This window comes from Streptodolium elevatio (genome assembly GCF_053592165.1).
The window spans coordinates 192076-206300 of the sequence record NZ_JBSFVE010000015.1; the positions used below are offsets into that span (position 1 = coordinate 192076).

Sequence of the window (14225 nt, forward strand, 5' to 3'; positions counted from 1 at the left end):
CTGGGAAGGAAGCTCGCCGGGAGGGGAGCCTGCCGGGAGGGTACGGGCGGCCCGAGGCAGAGGGGGAGCCTCGGGCCGCCCCGATCTTCCCGCGCGTTCCGGCGGATGCGCAGCCGCCATGCGTCGGTTCATCGGTGCCGGTCGGCCGACAGCCGCGCGGGCAGCCGGGCAGCCGGGCAGCCGGGCCTCAAGGTGGTGCCGAGCCTTGCTTCGTCCCGTCGGGTGACGTGTCCGGGGACTGTGTACCGCGACCTAAGCCACGGCAGGCATACCGTCCGTCCGGTGGCGTGCCATCCAGTCGGCGGCGAAGGCGACCGCGGGGATCAGCGGTACGAGTCTGGCGCGCGCGCCTCCGACGAAGCCTTCGTCGATGGGCAGGTGGTCCGTCAGCGCCGCCCCGATGCGGTTGAAGTCGGCCAGATCCAGGAGCACGTCCTCGTACGTGAAAGAGGGCTTGCCACCCTGATTTCGCCTGGTTGAGGCGCTCACCGAACCACCTGAAGCCCGCCGTACACGGGCGTCGAATGACGCCTCTGTACGGCGGGCCGGCAGGTGCGCGTCAGAGCTGACGCGCTCAGCGCTTCGTGTCGTTCTCCACGTAGCTGGAGAAGCCGCTCGGGCTGTCGGTCTCAATCTGGGTCCGCAGCACAATGCCGAGAGGCGAGCCGGTCGGGATGGCAGGAGAGTCGATCAGGTCGGCGGTCTTCAGCCCGTCGAGAACTGCAGCGGTGTGCGCCATCCATGACTCCCATTGTTCGGCGAGAACCGGCGCTCGCACGGTAGTTACTGCCGGTACGGATGACCGATTGCGCCGCGCGTCCGGGCCACTACTCCTCGCGGGGCGGACACTGTGTTTCGCCGTCACGGCCCTGAAGTCGTACGCCCGGCGGTGCCGACCCTGTGCTCGAATCGGTGGAACACGGCATGGAGGAGAGCCAGAAGTACCGCGAAGACCGGTAGCCACGCGAGCCGTTCGAGTATCCAGAGGGGATGGTCGGGCGCGGTGTGCAGCCCGGGCAGGGCACCGGCCGAGCGGAGCGACACCGTGACGGTCATCATCGCCGTCTGGTGCCACAGGAACACCGTCATCGCCGACAGGTTCGCGAACGCGACCGCCGCCCACAGGCCGGGGCGCCGCATGACCCGGCCCAGCGGCTCGCGTACCAGCAGGGCCAGTCCGACCTGGGCGAGACCGAAGGCCACGGCCGCGAGGGTGGGCGGGTTCAGGTTCGACACCGCGGCGCCGGGCACGCCGACCATGCTCGCCGGGTAGCCCGCGGCCAGGACCAGCGCGACGGTCGCGGACACCCCGCCCACGAGCAGCGCGTACGCCGCCCGCCGACCCTTGAACGCGCCGTGTGCCCAGGCCACGCCGAGGAAGTACGGGACCAGCCAGCCGGCCAGGATGTTGGTCCAGCCCAGCCACGCCGGGCCGTCCCCCGCGAAGCGGCCCGCGTCCACGGTCGCGACGAGGCCGACGAGCAGCGCGAGGCCGGACCAGCGGGTGCGCCGCCACAACGCGGCCACGGCCGGTGTGAGTGCGGTCAGTGCGGCGTACACGACCAGGAACCACAGCGGGCTGAAGACCAGTTTGACCATGCTGCGCAGGGTGCCGAGGTCCAGGCCGGCCCAGGTCAGGACGCTGATCGCCGCCGCCCAGGCGCCGAGCAGCACGAGTGCGGGGCGGAACAGGCGGCCCATGCGGGCGCGTACCCAGGTGCCGTAGGGGACTTCGCCGCCACGCAGGCTCAGCGCTCCGGAGTATCCGCCGACCAGGAAGAACACCGCGAGCGTCTGCAGCACCCAGCTGACCGGGGTGAAGGCGGGCATGCCGGCGAGCGGGCTGCGTACGCCCAGGCCGTCCCCGGTGTCGACGAATGCGGTCACCAGCCAGTGGCCGAGGACGACGCCGGCGATGGCGATCGCGCGCAGTGCGTCCGCGGCACGGTCGCGGTGCGGGGGAGTTGCGGCGTCGATCCGGTACGCGGCGGCGGTCCAACTCCCGCGTGCCGTCCGGTGCTTCTCAACGGTAGTCGGCACGGCCAACCTCCGATTCGCGTCCGAGGGCGATGCGGGCGAGGTTTCGCAGCGAGGCGGTGCCCGGCTTGAAGTAGTCGCTGTGGCCCACCGATCCGGCGTCGAACACGCGCGCGTGGTAGCCCCGGGAGACCGGATCGGCACCGAAGCCGAACCCCAACAGGCTTGCGTGCGGAACGAGTTGGATCCAATCGTGGGATCCGCGTCCGGCCCAGACCCGGGCGTCGGTGTGCAGGTCCTCGGCTTCGTCGACGCCGGTCCCGGGGCTCCCGAAGAAGGCGATGTCGTCGACTGACGGGCCGTCCGCGGCTTTCGCGCAGACGACGCTGCCGTAGCTGTGGCACAGCAGGGCGACGGAGGCGGCGGGGTTCAGCGTGCGGAGCTCCGCCACCAGGCCTTCGAGGCGGTGCGAGCCGCCGACGGCGCGGCCGTCGGTGAGGATTGCCGGGCTCAGCGAGGCGGGTGCGGCGTAGCCGAGCCAGGCCACGACGGCGACGTCGGTGTCCGGTGCCTCGGCGCGGATCTGCCCGGCCAGCGCCCGGGCGCCTCCACCGGCGAACTTGCCCGAGTCGAAGTTCGTGACGCGCCCGTCCGCACCGGGCACCACCACCGCGATGCGTTCCGCACTCGCGAGATCCCCGAAGACCTCGACCACCCGGCCCGACCCCCGCGCGTCGAAGGACAGAAACTGCCTTCCGGGGGCGAGCAGATCCGCCAGAGACCGCCGCATGGCGCCGTCATGGACGCGGGTGGCGGTCTCCCAGGCGCGGGCGATGTCGTGGCGTACGGCACCGTAGCGTGCGTCGAGGCTCGCGCCGGGGTTCGTGCCGACGCTCGTGCCGAGGGGGACGGCCGCCGTGGGCGCCGCGTACGGATCGCCCGACGGAGCCGCGGCCGTCGTCAACGCCACAGCCGCGGCCGCCAGGGTCGCGGCCAGTGCGGACCGGATACGACGACGTGCCGAAGCCATACGAATCCCTCCTGGTCATCCGGGTGTTGCCGGTTGATCAGGAAGCTATGAAGGCGGCGTTGTAGCCCGAATCGCGCCGAAGAGCGGTCTGTGCGCGTAGTACCGAGGTATGACAGGGGTGAGGGTCGGCGCGAGGAACCGGAGCAAGCGACCGGACCAAGCGTCCGAGACGAGCGACCGGAGCAAGCGACCCAAGCAAGGGACGCGGGGCAACGGACTTCCGCACCAACGGGATGGTCGGGCACCATGGGGGGGAGTACCGCTGGAAGGAGGCCACATGGCCGACGGGAAGCACCGGGGACCGCCCGCACCGATCCAGCCCATGCCGACACCGCCGCCGCCACCGCCCTCGGACAGCAGGCAGCCACCGACCGACCCGGGACACGGCAAGTGACGCTGGAGCGCGCGCAGTTCGTTCCGGATCGGGTGTGGCCGTTCGATCCGGGGAGCCAGACATACGGGTCGGTCGTCGACCGGGCGGCCGACCCGCGTCGGTGGACCGAACTGGTCGGCGCCGACGTACAACTCGTCACGCAGTGGGACGACGGCGGGCACGACGGCGGTGCGGAGCCGGGCCGCGTACCGTCCTCGTCCGCGTCGATGCCCACGGTCGTACGCGCGATGCTGCGGGCCCTGGATCCCCGTCCAGGCGGCCACTACCTCGAAGTCGGAACGGGCACGGGCGAGACCGCCGCCCGGCTCGCCCGCGCGGTCGGCCCGGAAGGGTCGGTCACCTCACTCGAGATCGACGCCGAGCTCGCCGCCGGCGCTCGCGCCAACCTGGAGCGGGCGGGCGTCCGCAACGTGAAGGTGATCCACACGGACGCCTGGCACGGCCGGCCGGAAGAAGCGCCCTACGACGGAGTGCACGTCACGTGCGGCGTACGTCGGATCCCGACGGCCTGGGTCACCCAGTGCGTCCCGGGCGCGCGCATCGTCGCCCCGTGGGGCACGGACTTCACGCCCCACGACTGGCTGCTGACCCTCGAAGTGGCCGGGGACGGAAGCGCCTCCGGCCGCTTCGGCATGGGCCTGTCCTTCATGAAGATGCGCGCCCAACGCCGCGCGCACCCCGACCACGACGCGTACGCACCGCCCGGATGGCTCGACCGCGCGCGCCGCCGCGAGACGGAACTGACCGGCGCCGAGGCCCGGTCGACCGCCATCGGGGACGCCGCCCTCGCCATCGGCCTGCAAGTCCCGGACTGTACACAGCACTACGCCGCCACGGACGACGGGGTCACCGTCTGGCTGTACTCGCTCACGGACAACTCCATGGCCGCGGCGGGGTTCGCCGACGGCATGGTGTCCCAAGCCGCCCAGTCAGGTCCGCGGTCGCTGTGGGACGAACTCGAAGCTGCCTGGCATCGCTGGCTCGCCCACGGCAGACCCGCGTCCCACCAATTCGGCCTGACCGTCGACGCCCAAGGGCAACGCCCTTGGCTCGGCCCCGAAAACGGGCGACGAATCCCCATCGGCCCCCAGCCGACCTGAGGCTCACAAACAGCGGCGTGCCGGACCCGGACGCCGGCATGGTCGACGGGGTGACGGGCCTTGTGGTCCGTCACCCCGGTACCCCGTCACCGCCGTACCCCGGTACCCCGTCACCCGTCGCGGGTCAGCGTGTGGTGTGCAGCCCGGTGAATTCCAGGAGGAGTTCGGCCGTCCGCTGCGGTTCCTCCAGGATCGGGGTGTGCCCGGCGCCTGGCAGCATGGCGATCCGGGCGCCCGGTACGACCTCGTAGTCCGCGGCCGACGCGGGGCGCCATCGGCGGTCCTGGTCGCCGAAGATCACCTGGAGCGGCTTGCCCAGGCCCTTCAGCCGCTCGGGGAGCGTTCGTTCGGTCAGGTACGCGGTCGACGCCTGCAACGTGGCGCCAAATGCGTGCAACGGAAGCTCGCGTACCTCGTCGACCAGGTTCTGGGGGATCTCGTAGCCCTCGCGGAAGCCGCTGCTCGCGAGCAGGCGGATCTGCTCGTCCGTCGGCGGCCAGTGCGCCGGGTCGATCGCGAAGGAGTCCGGCGCCGTGTACGCGTCCATGCCGGGCCCGGTGTTCACCAAGACCAGTGCGCTCACGAGTTCGGGACGGCTCTCGACGAGCGCCGTCGCCGAGTAGCCGCCACTTGAGTGTCCGACGACGATCGTCTGCCGCACCCCGAGCCGGTCCAGCGCCTGGCCGACGGTACGCCCCTGCTCGGCGACGTCGTACCCGGGACCGCCGAGCGGCTTGGCGGAGAGCCCGTGCCCCAGCAGGTCGATCCGGATCACGTGATGCGACGCGGCCAGGAGCGGAACCAGGAGCTCCCACGACGTGGACGAGGCCGCGGAGCCGTGGACGAGCAGCAGCGCCGGGGCGTCGCGCGGGCCGTCCTGGCAGATGTGGATGTCGCCGGCGGCCAGGGGCAGGACCGAGCACTCGGTGGCCGCGAGGTGCGGGTTGTCAGAAAGAGTCATGGTCCAAACGTCGCTGCCGGCCGCCGCCCGTGGATTGGACAAATGTTCCCTCGGCGGGCCCCGCGTAGCATCGGATCATGCGGTCCACCGCCAGTACACACGACGATTCGGCGACGTGGGAGGTCGCCCGTCCGCCGCGGCCCAGTCGGCTCGCCGGTGTCGACATGGCCGGTTTCCACGTGCCCCGCGCGCCCGTGGACGGCCTTCGGATGATCCCGCACCCGGCCGTGACGCTGATCGTGGAGTTCGGGGCGGGCGGGTACGTCCTGGACGACGGTTCCGGACGCCGCCATCGGGGTAGCGCCGTCGCCGGGCCGGGCCTGGGTCTCGGCGGCAACGTACGGGCCTGGGGCGAGGACGTCGCATGCGTGCAGGTACGCCTGTCGCCGGTGGTCGCCTGCACCCTCCTCGGCATCTCCCCGGCCGAACTGACCGGCGCCACCGTGCTGCCGCTCGACGACCTCTGGGGCCGGGAGGCATCGCGTATCCGGGAGCGGCTGAGCGAGTGCACGTCGTGGGCGGAGCGATTCGCGCTGACGGAGATGCTGCTCGCCCGGCGGGCCGCGGCGCGGACCCGGGTGGACCCTGAAGTGGCGTGGTCCTGGCGCCGCATCAACGCCGAGGCCGGCCTCGTCCGGGTCGAGGACCTGGCGTGCGAACTGGGCTGGAGCCGCAAGCGGTTGTGGTCCCGGTTCAACGCGCAGATCGGGATGCCGCCCAAGCGCGCCGCGAAGCTGGTCCGCTTCGACCGCGCCGCGCACCGCCTGGTCGCCGGCGAGTCCGCGGCCCGGGTCGCCGCGGACGGCGGCTACTTCGACCAGTCCCACCTGCACCGCGACGTCGTGACCTTCACCGGGGCGACCCCGGCGGCCGTCGTCGAAGAGCCGTTCCTGATCGTCGACGACGTCGCGTGGCCGGCAGCGGCACGCGCGACTCCGCGTCACTCCCCGGGGCGGACGAGGCCCGTCTCGTAGGCGTAGACGACCGCCTGCGCCCGGTCCCGTACGCCCAGCTTCATCAGGATGCGGCTGACGTGCGTCTTCACCGTCTGCTCGGCGACGATCAGGTCCCGCGCGATCTCGGAGTTGGACCGGCCGCGCGCGACGAGCGTCAGCACCTCGGTCTCGCGGTCGGTCAGTCCCTCGACGCGTTCGCGCTGCGGTGCCCGGGGCCCGCCCAGGCGGGCGAACTCGGCGATCAGGCGGCGCGTGATGCCCGGCGAGATCAGCGCATCGCCGGCCGCGACGACCCGGACCGCCTCGGCCAGTTCGCCCGCGGACGCGTCCTTCAGCAGGAACCCGCTGGCGCCGGCCCGCAGTGCCTCGTACACGTAGTCGTCGAGGTCGAAGGTCGTGAGCACCAGGACCTTCGTCGCGCCCGACGCCTCGGTGATGCGGCGGGTGGCCGCCAGGCCGTCGAGGACGGGCATGCGTACGTCCATCAGCACGACATCCGGCCCCAACTCGGCCGCCTGCCGCACCGCCACCTCGCCGTTCTCCGCGGTGCCCACGACCTCGATGTCGGGTTGCGCGCCCAGGAGTACGCCGAACCCCTCCCGCACCATGGCCTGGTCGTCGGCGAGCAGAACGGTGATCATTCGTCCTCCGTGAGGGGCAGCGTCGCGTGCACCGCGAAGCCGCCGTCGGGTTCGGGTGCGGCGGTGAAGGTGCCGCGCAGTGATGTGGCGCGCTCGCGCATGCCGGGCAGTCCGTGTCCGCCGCCGCTGGCCGGCGCGTCCGACGCCGGTGCCGTGGCGCGCGGCCGCTCGTTGCGTACCGCGACCCGCAACTCGTCCCGGTCGGCGGTGACCGACACGTGGACGGCCGCCCCCGGCGCGTGCTTGAGGGCGTTGCTCACCGCCTCCTGCACGATCCGGTACGCGGCCAGACCGACGGCGGGCGGGAGTTCGTCCGCCGGGGCGGCCACCTCGGCGGTCACCTGCGTTCCGGTGCCGCGGGCGTTCTCGACCAGTTCGGCGATGCGGTCGAGGTCCGGCTGCGGGGCGGTGAGCGGCGCCGCGGACTCCTCCCGGAGCACGCCGAGGATGCTCCGCAGGTCGGCCAGGCCGGCGAGCGCGTTGGCCCGGATGTCCGCGAAGCTCTTGGCCAGCACGGGGTCCGGATCCGGCACCCGGTACGGCGCCGCCTCCGCCTGGATCGCGATCACCGACATGTGGTGCGCGACGACGTCGTGCATCTCCCGCGCGATGCGTTGGCGCTCGGCCAGCACCGCCCGCTCCTCGCGGTGCATCTCCTCGCGCTGTTCGAGCTCGCGCGCGCCGACTCGGCGCAGCCGCACGTTGTAGCCGGCGAGCAGTGCCACCAGCACGAGGATCGCGGCCACGAATCCCGACTGCTGGTCGATGACCCAGGGCGGGGCCACGGTCAGCACCGCCACACCGATGGTGATGTGCCGCTCGCAGCGGACCGCGACCGTGTACAGGATCACCAGCAGCACGATCACGCCGCCCGCGACGTACTGGTCCCCCTGCCAGTTTCGGTCCGCGGTCCACAGCGTCGCCAGGATGGACATGCGCCACGCACCCAAAGGGTGCCAGTGCCGCAGTATCAGCGGGACCGACAGCGCCGCCGCCGTCAGGATCAGGAAGTTCGGCGAGTAGTGCGGCACGTTGTCGATCAGGTAGGTCGACGTGGTCGCGAGGATGATCAGCGAGGCCAGCACGTCGACTCCGAGCGCGGCGGTGCGCGAGGAGATCCGGCGGAACGGCCACTTGCCGCGCAGCCCGGGCGGCCAGCCGCGCGGCTCCCAGGGATCGGCCGTACCGCGCCACAGCGCCGCGACCAGGGGGCGCAACACGCGCGCGACCTGGCTCCTGACGCTGTCTCTGATCTCCCGGACGTGCATCGTCCCACGCTAAGGGCCGCGGCCCGGCCCGGCGTCACACCCGGGTACGCCGGCCGACCCCCTACCCCGGTAGGGGGTCCGCGGCGGGGGCCGGCAACGGGCGCCCGCCCGCGCCGGGATCGTCAGCCGCCGACCGGCGTGAGCCAGTGGGCGTACCGCTCGTCCGTCCCCGTCACCGCCGCCTGGTATGCCGCCTGGATCTTCCCCACGACCGGTCCGACGCCGATCTCGCGGTCGTCCATCTCCCGCACCGGCACGACCTCCGACGCCGTGCCGCACAGGAACAGCTCGTCGGCCGTGTAGAGGTCGCTGCGCAGCAGGTTCTCCACGCGCGTCGCCAGACCGAGGTCCGCCGCTAGGGTCAGCACGGTGTCCATGGTCAGTCCGCGCAGGGCCCCGGCGGACGCGGGCGGCGTGTACAGCACCCCGTCCTTCACCGCGAAGACGTTCGCGGCGCTGCACTCGCTGACGTAGCCGTCGGACGAGAGCAGCACGGCCTCGTCGTACCCGGCGGTGACGGCCTCGGTCTTGGCGAGGGTCGCGTTCAGGTATCCGGCGGTCGCCTTCGCCGCGGGCGGCAGGGCGTTGGGGTCGTTGCGGCGCCACGAGCACGTCTTGAGCCGGATGCCGCGCGCCGCGGCCTCCTCGCCGAGGTACGCACCCCACCGCCACGCCGCGATCGAGACGGTGACGGGGGAGTCGGGGCGGATCAGCGGTCCCATGTCGCCGTACCCGAGGTGTGCCAGGTGGCGCAGGTAGCAGGAGTCGAGGCCGTTCGCGCGCACGAGGTCCAGCGTCGCGGTGCGCAGCTCGGCGGTGTCGTACGGGATTCGCATCCCGAGGATCCGGGCGCTCGCGGCCAGCCGCGTCAGGTGTTCGTCGAGCCGGAACACCGCGGGCCCGCGCGGGGTCGGGTAGGCCCGCGTGCCTTCCAGGACCCCCGTGCCGTAGTGCAGTCCGTGCGTCAGCACATGGACCTTCGCGTCCTGCCAGGGCACGAGCGCGCCGTCCATCCAGATCCAGTCCGCCTCGGGCAGTGCCACCGTCGCCTCCACACGTCCGCGTCCGTCGCCTGAAGTGGATCATTCGGCGATAGGCGAACGAGCCACTTGTTCAGTGGCACATTAGAGGTGTTGTCAGTAGTCCACTAGGGGGCTTCCGCAGAATGGGACGCCGCGGAGCCGGGAGTCGCGGCGGATGCGGTCGCCGCGGCGGGCGCAACCGGGTCGGCGAGGCCGGAAACGGCGGCGCGGGTCTTCCCGGCCCCGCCGCCGGCCAGGCCCTCCGCACCCGCGGCGGGCAGCTCGACGACGACGGTGAGCCCGCGTCCGAGCGCCGTCGTCACCCGCACGCTTCCGCCGTGGGCGGCAACTGCCGCCTGGACCACAGCCATGCCCAGCCCGCTGCCCGGCGGCACGCCGGTCGTGCCGGCCGCTCCCTCGTGCGTGGCGCGGAAGAAGCGGTCGAAGATGCGCTCGGCGTCCTCGGCGCGCATTCCGGGGCCCTCGTCGCGGACCCGCAGGATCGCACGTTCGCCGCGGGCGGTGGTGACCGTCGCCACCGACAACCGCACATCCGCCGACACCGGAGTGTGCACACGCACGTTCGTGAGCAGATTGCCCACGATCTGCCGCACCAGCGACTCGTCCGCGAGGACCGCACACGCGTCGGGAGCCTCCACGCGTACGCACCGCTCCGACTGCTGCGCGCGCAGATCGTCCGCGGCCTCCCGCACCACGCACACCAGGTCCACCGGGCGCGGCCGGAGCTGCGGACGCTGGTCGAGCCGTGCGAGGGCGAGCAGTTCGTCGACCAGCCTGGCCATGCGCTCGGTCTCGGCGCTCATCCGGGTGAGCGCCCGCGTGCGCTCCTCCTCGTCGGCGAGCATGCCCTTCTCGTACAGCTGGAGATAGCCGCGGATCGCCGCGAGCGGCGTGCGCAGTTCATGGGACGCGTCGGCCACGAAGCGCTTGAGGTGCACCGCCGCGTGCTCGCGCGTGTCGAACGCCGTCTCGACCTGCTCCAGCATCGCGTTCAACGCGGTACGCAGCTGCTCGACTTCGCGGAACGTCTTCTTGCGCGGTGCCACGCGCCGCGACAGGTTCGGCCGGTCCGGGTCGCCCTCCGCGATCGCGGAGGCCGTCTCGACCATGTCCTCCAGCGGCCGCAGCCGCCAGCGCGCCCCGAAATAGATGAACGTACCGAGCAGCACGACGAGCACGCCGCCGACCACCAGTTCGAGGTGCACGACCTTGAGCACGACGTCCTCGACGTCGCCGCTCGGTTGCGCCAGCACGATGACGTTGCCGTCCGGCAGCCGTGCCGCGGCGGCCCGGTAGTCCTCGCCGCCGAGGGACACGGCGTGCGGTGCCCGCCGCAGCGTCTCCCCGGGTCCGACCCGTGACGTCGCGGCGAGTGCGGTCTGCGCCGGGTCCGCCGCATGGCCGCCGAGCGGCACGATCGCGCCGGACGGGTCGAGGATGACGAAGACGTTCCCGTGCAGCCCCGCGGACAGCATGCCCTGGCGCAGGAGATCGGTGCTCCTGACGAGCTGCGTGATGGTCGCGGTCGACATCCCTGCCTGCTCGATCCCGTCCCGGCTCATCTGCAGGTCGTCGTCGATCGAGGACGTCAGGTAGTGGCGAATGCCCATGACACTGAACGAGATGAGCACGACAAGGCCCATCGCCAGCACCACGATGCTGCTGATCGCGAGCTTCGCCCGCATCGCGACCGTGTGCCCCATCCGGTGGCGGATGCGCCTCATGTCCGTGCGGCCGGCCGCAGCCCGTACCCGACGCCGCGCCGCGTCACGATGAGTGGCGGTTCGTCCGGCGCCAAGGGGTCCAGCTTGCGGCGCAGATAGCTGATGTACGTCTCGACCACAGTCGAGTCCGGGGCGTGCTCGTACCGCCACACCTCGCGCAGCAACTGCTCCTTGGGGACGATGCGGTCCCCGTGCCGCATGAGATGCCGCAGCAGCGCGAACTCCGTCGGGGTCAGATCGGCATCCTGCCCGCCGCGCCGTGCGGTGTACGTCGCCTCGTCCAACTCCAGCCCGCCGTGCCGCAGTACGGGCGGGCGCGGGGCGGGCGGCGCGGCGGGGTCGGCCGCCGGGCGGGTGCGGCGCAGCACCGCACGGGTGCGCGCCACGAGTTCGTCGACGTTGAACGGCTTGGTGATGTAGTCGTCGCCGCCCAGGGTGAGCCCTTTGACGACGTCCGCGGGTGCGTCCCGGGCGGTCAGGAAGACCACCGCGAGTTCGGGGCGCTCCTCGCGCAGCACCCGGCACACCTGGCGGCCGTCGCCGTCGGGCAGGGATATGTCCAGCAGCACGGCGTCCGGGCGTACGCCGCGCGCGAGTTGCAGCGCGGACCGCACCGAGTCCGCGGTCACCACCTCGAACCCGTGGAACCGCAGCGTGATCGCCAGGACGTCCGCGATGCTCGGCTCGTCCTCGACGACCAGGATCGTCGCCCCCGCCTGTGCCCGACTGGTGGTCATTTCCCCAGTATCGGACCGCAGCTTGCGGAACTGCCCGGGAACACCTGTGAGCTTCTTGTGAGTCCGGCCCCCACCCACGAACCGCCTCTGCCGTGCCACCGAATGTGGGCGCACAAGCACTTCGGAAGGGGAACGACATGGCGGCGTGGGCGCGGTGGTGTCTCAGACACCGATGGGCGGTGGTGCTGCTCTGGGTGGCCGCCCTGTTCGGCACGGTCGGCGCGAGCGTGGTGGCGGGCAGCGCGTACTCGAACGTCTTCAGCCTGCCGGGCACCGGGTCGTCGGACGCGTACGACCGGATGCGTGCGGCCTTCCCGGACCGCTCCGGCGACGTCGACACCATCGTGTGGCAGGTCGACGAGGGACGGACGGTCCACGACCCCGCGGTCCGCGAGCGGATGTCCGCGGCGCTGGCGGACATCTCCCGGATGCCCGACGTGGGCCGTGTGGTGGGCCCGTACGAGCCGGAGGGCGCCGGCCAGGTCAGCGCCGACGGCCGCATCGCGTACGCCCAGGTCACCTTCGTCCTCCAGGTTTACGAACTGGACGAGGCCGACACCGAGAAGGTGATCGACCGGGCCAAGGACGCACGCACCGAGGGACTGCGCGTCGAACTGGGCGGCCAGGCAATCGCCTTCGCCCAGCAGCCGCCGACCGGTCTGGCCGAGGGGGTCGGCGTGCTCGCGGCCGGGGTGATCCTGTTCTTCGCGTTCGGATCGCTGTTCGCGATGCTTCTGCCCCTGCTCAACGGCATCTTCGCGGTCGGCACCGGCTTCGCCGGGATCATGCTGCTCAGCCATGTCGTCGACATCCCGGATGTCGCCTCGCTGCTGGGCAGCCTGATCGGCCTCGGCGTCGCGATCGACTACGCGCTGTTCATCGTCACGCGGCACCGCAACGGGCTCAAGGCGGGCCTCACTCCGGAGGAAGCCGCGGTCCGGGCGCTCGACACTTCGGGCCGCGCGGTGCTGTTCGCGGGCGGCACCGTGTGTGTCGCGCTGCTGTCGCTCTTCGCGGTGGACATCGACTTCCTGAACGGCATCGCGATCGCCACCACGCTGATCGTGCTGCTGAGCGTGCTCGCGGCGGCCACCCTGCTCCCCGCGATGCTGGGTCTGCTCGGGCCACGCACCCTCAGCCGCCGCGAACGCCGGGCCCTGGCGGCCGCTTCCGGCGACGAGAGGGCCCAACTCGGCGACGACGAGGCCGGCCGCGGCGCGGTGCGCTGGGCCTCGTGGGTGCAACGCCGTCCGCGCCTGCTGGGCGCCGTCGCGATCGCCGTGATGGCGGCTCTGGCGATTCCGGTGTTCGGGCTGCGACTGGGTGCCAACGACCAGGGGAACCAGCGGCCTTCGCAGACGGTGCGGCAGGCGTACGACCTGTTGGCTGAGGGTTTCGGCCCAGGCTTCAACGGCCCGCTGCTGATGGTGGCGGAACTCGGTGGCGAGCGGGACCGACAGGCACTGGACACCCTGGTCGAGGAGGTACGCCGCACTCCCGGCGTGGTCCGCGCCGTCGAAATGCCGGTGCCCGCCGACCTGTCCGGCCTGGCGGCGTCGACCCGTGTGATCGAGGTCGTGCCGACGACGTCGCCGCAGGCCAAGGCGACCGACAAACTGATCGACCGGCTGCGCGACCACACCGTGCCGAACGCGGCGGCGGGCAGCACACTCAAGGTGCACATCGGCGGGGACACCGCGGTGCAGAAGGACTTCGCGGCGGTGATCGGCGACCGCCTGCCGGCCTTCATCGCGCTGATCATCGGACTCGGCGCGCTGCTGATGCTGGTGGCGTTCCGCAGCCTGCTGGTGCCGCTGACCTCCGCCGTCATGAACCTCCTCGCGGCGGGCGCGTCGTTCGGCCTGCTGGTGATGGTCTTCCAGTGGGGCTGGGGCATGGACCTGCTGGGCCTCGGCAAGGAGGGGCCGATCGTGTCCTTCCTGCCGGTGATCATGCTGCCGCTGCTGTTCGGGCTGTCCATGGACTACCAGGTGTTCCTGGTCAGCCGCATGCACGAGGAGTGGGTGCACACGAAGGACAACTCCCGTGCGGTGCGCGCCGGTCAGGCCGCGACGGGACGCGTCATCAACTGCGCGGCGCTCATCATGATCTGCGTCTTCAGCTCGTTCGTCCTGAGCGGCGACCGCGAGGGCATGATGGCGGGGCTCGGACTCGCCGGTGCGGTGGCGCTCGACGCGTTCCTGCTCCGCATGGTGCTGGTTCCGGCGGTCATGCACCTGTTCGGCAAGGCCAATTGGTGGCTGCCGCAGTGGCTCGACAAGCGTCTGCCGCACCTGGCCGTCGACCCGCCGGACAAGCCGCTGGCGCCGCCGCTGCCGGAACCGGTCGGTGCCGGGGAGCGCTGACGGCTTCCACCGAAGGGCGCGACGGCGC

At 72.0% G+C, this 14225-nt stretch carries 13 protein-coding genes; 3 read left to right on the top strand and 10 right to left on the bottom strand.

Features of this window, described 5'->3' with window-relative positions; all coding sequences use genetic code 11:
• Positions 1-252: 252 nt before the first annotated feature.
• From ACWD12_RS26365 to ACWD12_RS26380, 4 genes are all read right to left on the bottom strand, one after another.
• On the bottom strand, positions 253-489 hold the full coding sequence (locus ACWD12_RS26365) for an AAC(3) family N-acetyltransferase (RefSeq protein ID WP_450101609.1): 237 nt from the start codon (positions 487-489) through the stop codon (positions 253-255).
• 85 nt (positions 490-574) lie between these two features.
• Entirely contained in the window at positions 575-739 is a 165-nt protein-coding gene (locus ACWD12_RS26370) for a hypothetical protein (RefSeq protein WP_450101610.1), read from the bottom strand.
• A 122-nt stretch (positions 740-861) separates the two neighbouring features.
• Positions 862-2040, bottom strand: coding sequence for an acyltransferase family protein (locus ACWD12_RS26375; RefSeq protein ID WP_450101611.1), 1179 nt, complete (start codon positions 2038-2040; stop codon positions 862-864).
• Complete coding sequence (locus ACWD12_RS26380; RefSeq protein WP_450101612.1) at positions 2024-3007, bottom strand: alpha/beta hydrolase; 984 nt, start codon at positions 3005-3007, stop codon at positions 2024-2026. Before ACWD12_RS26380 ends, ACWD12_RS26375 begins: the two co-directional genes overlap by 17 nt.
• 390 nt (positions 3008-3397) lie before the next feature.
• Here ACWD12_RS26380 and ACWD12_RS26385 point away from each other — a divergent pair, with 390 nt between their 5' ends.
• Positions 3398-4501: a protein-L-isoaspartate O-methyltransferase family protein gene (locus tag ACWD12_RS26385; RefSeq protein WP_450101613.1), complete on the top strand. Its 1104-nt coding sequence runs from the start codon at positions 3398-3400 to the stop codon at positions 4499-4501.
• Positions 4502-4625: 124 nt separating this feature from the next.
• Here ACWD12_RS26385 and ACWD12_RS26390 read toward each other — a convergent pair whose 3' ends face one another.
• Positions 4626-5462 (bottom strand): alpha/beta fold hydrolase, encoded by an 837-nt coding sequence (locus ACWD12_RS26390; RefSeq protein WP_450101614.1) that lies wholly within the window; start codon positions 5460-5462, stop codon positions 4626-4628.
• A 77-nt stretch (positions 5463-5539) separates the two neighbouring features.
• Between ACWD12_RS26390 and ACWD12_RS26395 the strand changes: the two genes are divergently transcribed.
• Positions 5540-6436: a helix-turn-helix domain-containing protein gene (locus ACWD12_RS26395; RefSeq protein ID WP_450101615.1), complete on the top strand. Its 897-nt coding sequence runs from the start codon at positions 5540-5542 to the stop codon at positions 6434-6436.
• On the opposite strand, the gene ACWD12_RS26400 is transcribed toward ACWD12_RS26395, so the two are convergent.
• The 5 genes from ACWD12_RS26400 to ACWD12_RS26420 all read right to left on the bottom strand — a co-directional run bounded on the left by ACWD12_RS26400 (position 6403) and on the right by ACWD12_RS26420 (position 11831).
• Positions 6403-7059, bottom strand: coding sequence for a response regulator transcription factor (locus tag ACWD12_RS26400; RefSeq protein WP_358351206.1), 657 nt, complete (start codon positions 7057-7059; stop codon positions 6403-6405). The two genes, ACWD12_RS26395 and ACWD12_RS26400, sit on opposite strands and share 34 nt — an antisense overlap.
• Positions 7056-8327 (bottom strand): sensor histidine kinase, encoded by a 1272-nt coding sequence (locus ACWD12_RS26405; RefSeq protein WP_450101616.1) that lies wholly within the window; start codon positions 8325-8327, stop codon positions 7056-7058. The genes ACWD12_RS26400 and ACWD12_RS26405 overlap by 4 nt, the downstream gene beginning before the upstream one ends.
• A gap of 122 nt (positions 8328-8449) precedes the next feature.
• Positions 8450-9370, bottom strand: a complete 921-nt coding sequence (locus ACWD12_RS26410) for a branched-chain amino acid transaminase (RefSeq protein ID WP_450101617.1) — start codon at positions 9368-9370, stop codon at positions 8450-8452.
• A gap of 104 nt (positions 9371-9474) precedes the next feature.
• The gene (locus ACWD12_RS26415; protein ID WP_450101618.1) at positions 9475-11073 is read right to left on the bottom strand and encodes a sensor histidine kinase; all 1599 of its coding nucleotides are present in this window, start codon (positions 11071-11073) and stop codon (positions 9475-9477) included.
• A gap of 17 nt (positions 11074-11090) precedes the next feature.
• Positions 11091-11831 (bottom strand): response regulator transcription factor, encoded by a 741-nt coding sequence (locus tag ACWD12_RS26420; protein WP_358351216.1) that lies wholly within the window; start codon positions 11829-11831, stop codon positions 11091-11093.
• Positions 11832-11968: 137 nt separating this feature from the next.
• On the opposite strand from ACWD12_RS26420, the gene ACWD12_RS26425 reads away from it, so the two are divergent.
• Positions 11969-14197 (top strand): MMPL family transporter, encoded by a 2229-nt coding sequence (locus tag ACWD12_RS26425; RefSeq protein ID WP_450101619.1) that lies wholly within the window; start codon positions 11969-11971, stop codon positions 14195-14197.
• Positions 14198-14225 lie beyond the last annotated feature (28 nt).